The 3,345-nt window shown below is 63.4% G+C and carries 2 protein-coding genes; both read right to left on the reverse strand.

Annotation, left to right across the window (positions count from 1 at the left end; all coding sequences use genetic code 11):
• Window positions 1-332 precede the first annotated feature (332 nt).
• Window positions 333-2,486 carry a penicillin-binding protein 1A gene (locus tag EN969_RS22855; RefSeq protein ID WP_013532650.1) on the reverse strand — a complete coding sequence of 718 codons (2,154 nt, stop codon included), beginning with the start codon at window positions 2,484-2,486 and terminating at the stop codon, window positions 333-335.
• 150 nt (window positions 2,487-2,636) lie between these two features.
• The coding region (locus tag EN969_RS22860; protein ID WP_127419412.1) for a dimethylarginine dimethylaminohydrolase family protein at window positions 2,637-3,345 on the reverse strand (709 nt) is incomplete at its 5' end.

Consider the following 3,345-nt stretch of genomic DNA (forward strand, 5'->3'; position numbering starts at 1 on the left):
GCGCATACCAGACGCTGCCGCCACCGCCGATGATGGCTATGGCAAGCGAAAGCAACGTCAGGAAGGCAGTTTTGAGCATGAAGGGCCGGGGACACCGAAGAGTTGCCGCTCGGGGATATCGCGGCGCAGGGCCTTGTGGCAAGCGGGCCGATGTAGAATTGCAGCCGCCTCTTCCTTCTCCACCTGCGGGAGACGGTGGCCGAGCGAAGCTCGGTCGGATGAGGGGTGTTCCAGCTTCGCAAGGACGGTGATCCGGCCAGCACCCCTCAACCGTCTCGGCGCTGCGCGCCGATCCACCTTCTCCCACAGGTGGAGAAGGAAGAGGCGCGCCATCACAGCGCCGACAGCGTCTCCGGCGGTTGAGGCGTATTGAGGACGGGCGCCGACTGGAACAGGCTGGTCATGTCCCGCAGCGTCTGCGTCGTGCGGCTGGACAGCACCGGCGGCCGTTCGGCGGCTGCATCGGCCACCGCCTGCGCGTCGCTCTTCTTCTGTGCTTCCTCGGCTTTGGCAGCGATCTCCTCGTCGACGAAGGGCTTGTCGATGCCCGGGATCGGCTTGAGGTCGATGTTCTGGTGCGCATAGACCATCAGGCGCTGCCATACCATCGCAGGCAGCGAGCCGCCGGTCATGTTCTTGGTCGGCGTGAAATCGTCATTGCCCATCCATACCGCCGCCGTGTAGTTGCCGGTGAAGCCGACAAACCAGGCGTCGCGGTAGGATTGCGTCGTGCCCGTCTTGCCGGCGACGACGATGTTGGGAAGTTGGGCCCGCCGCGCCGTGCCCATCACCGGTACTGCCGCCAGCATGGTGTTCATCGATTTCAGCGCCTGCTCCGACAACACCCGGTGTGGCGGCGGCGCATCCTTGGCGAAATCATAAACCACCTCGCCGGTGCGGGTGACGAGTTGGCTGATGCCGTGCCGGAAGCCGACGAAACCGTTGTCGGCGAACACGCTGTAGCCCGTCGCCTGGTCCATCACCGTCATGCCCGAGGTGCCCAGCACCATCGTCTTGTGCGCTTCGAGCGGCGATTCCACGCCCATCGCCTCGGCCATGGCCTTGATCGGCCCGATGCCAAGGTGATCCTTGGCCAGCCGAACCGGCACGGTGTTGATCGATTTGGCCATAGCCATGATCAGAGTTACATTGCCCGCCGATCCGCCGCTGTAATTGTGCGGCGACCAGGACCCCCAGCTGATCGGGCCGCCGGAGATGATGGAGTTGGGCGTGAAGCCGTGTTCCATCGCCGTTGCATAGACATAGGGTTTGAATGACGAGCCGGTCTGGCGCAGCGCCTTGGTGGCGCGGTTGAACTGGCTGGCGCCATAGTCGCGGCCGCCGACGATGGCGCGCACGGCGCCGTTGGTCTCGATGACGACGACGGCACCTTCGGTGACGTTGTACTCCTTGCCGAACTGGCGCAGGTGGAACTCCACCGATTCTTCCGCTGCCTTCTGGATGTTCGCGTCGAAGGTGGTGTGGGCAACAAGCGAGTGCTGGCCCGGTTTGGCGATCTTCTTGACCTCGTCGAATGCCCAGTCGAGGTAATAGTCCGGACTTTTCTGCTCGCCGCGGTCGACGACATCGGCCGGATGCAGCCTTGCCTGCAGAACCTGCCCCTCGGTCATGAAGCCGGAATCGACAAGGTTGGACAGCACCACATTGGCGCGTGCGCGCGCTGCCGGCAGGTTGATGTGCGGCGCATATTTGGTCGGCGCCTTGAACAGCCCGGCCAGCATCGCCGCCTCGGCGAGGTTCAGATCCTTGACGCTCTTGCCGAAATAGAAATCGGCGGCCGCCTCGATGCCGAACGTACCGCCCCCCATGTAGGCTCGATCGAGATAGAGCTGCAGGATTTCCTTCTTCGACAGATTGGCCTCGAGCCACAGCGACAGGAAGGCTTCCTTGATCTTGCGCTCTAGCGTGCGCTCATTGGTGAGGAACAGGTTCTTGGCCAGCTGCTGGGTTATGCTCGAGCCGCCCTGAACGACGGAATTGGCCCGCACATTCTCGAAGATGGCGCGGGAAAGGCCGAGCACATCGATGCCGTAGTGATCGAAGAAGCGGCGATCCTCGGTAGCAAGCACCGCCTTGATGACGTGATCGGGCATCTCGTCGACCGGCACGGAATCGCGCTGGATGATGCCGCGCTGGCCGATCTCGTTGCCATAGCGGTCGAGGAAGGTGACGGCGAAGTCGCCCTGGGCGCGCCAGTCGCCGGCCGTATCCTGGAAAGCCGGAATGGCCAGCGCCAGCATCACCACGATGCCGCCGGCGCCGAGCGTAAAACCTTCGCTCAACACTTCGATGATGCCACGGCGCCAGCCGTTGACGCGGAAGCGCCGCGAGAAGATCGTCGCCGATTCCCAGAACTGGCGCGCCTTGAAGCCGATCTCGTAGAGCGAGGAATCGATCCACGCGTCGAGCGCCAGCAGCCGGGCGGCGATCGGACCTCTTCTCTTGCGCGGTTCGGGACTGGCCATTCGGAATCCGGCTAGCAATTGCACGACCTGAGTACCGCAAACCGGCAATTTCAGGGCGATGCATTCCGCAAGACTATTCCTCCATTTTTCCAGCACTCACAAGGGCAGCGAAGACACAGTATCGGGTTTGTTGCTGAGGGGCGAGCCGGCTCAGGCCGGTTCGCGCTTCAGCGCCTGCGCCATGCAGTGGATGCCGCCGCCGGTCTTCGAAATCTCGCTCATGTCGACGGCCGCGACCTCGAAACCGCGGGCCTTGAGCTGGCCGATCAGCGACTGGCTGGAGGTCGGCGCGATCACCCGGTCCTTGCCCAGCGACATGAAGTTGCAGCCGAGCGCCATCGTGTCCTGGAACGGCACGTCGATGATCTCGTGGCCTTTGCCCTTCAGCCAGTCGACAATGCCGGGCTCGGTGCAGGCAAGGCAGACGGCGGTCAGTTTTTCGGCGATCGGCACCACCATCAGGTCGATATGGACGTAATATTCGTCGATGAAGGCGATGCGGGTTTCCCAGCCTTCCTTGTCGAACCAGGCCTGCACCTGGCGCGCACCTTCCTCCTGCGTGCGCGCGCCGCCGCAGCCTATCAGCACGACGCCATCCTCGATGACGTTGAAGTCGCCGCCCTCGAACGTACCAGCCGTGACCATGTCGTAGATCGGGATGCCGAGTTTTTCATAGGTGCGGATCGCGGCATAGTTCTCGCCGCGCCGCCACCAGTTGGCCATGGCGGTGATGAAGGCGCCGTAGGGCGTCATGACGCTGGAATCGCGGGAATAGACCTGCATCGGCAGCTCGGGCGTCGGCTCGTGCCAGTGGATGTTGACGCCGAAATGCTCGTAGGCGGCGACCAGGTCCTTGTGC

Origin of the sequence: Mesorhizobium sp. M7A.F.Ca.CA.003.01.2.1, assembly GCF_003998945.1 — a bacterium.
GTDB classification, from domain to species: Bacteria; Pseudomonadota; Alphaproteobacteria; order Rhizobiales; family Rhizobiaceae; genus Mesorhizobium; species Mesorhizobium ciceri.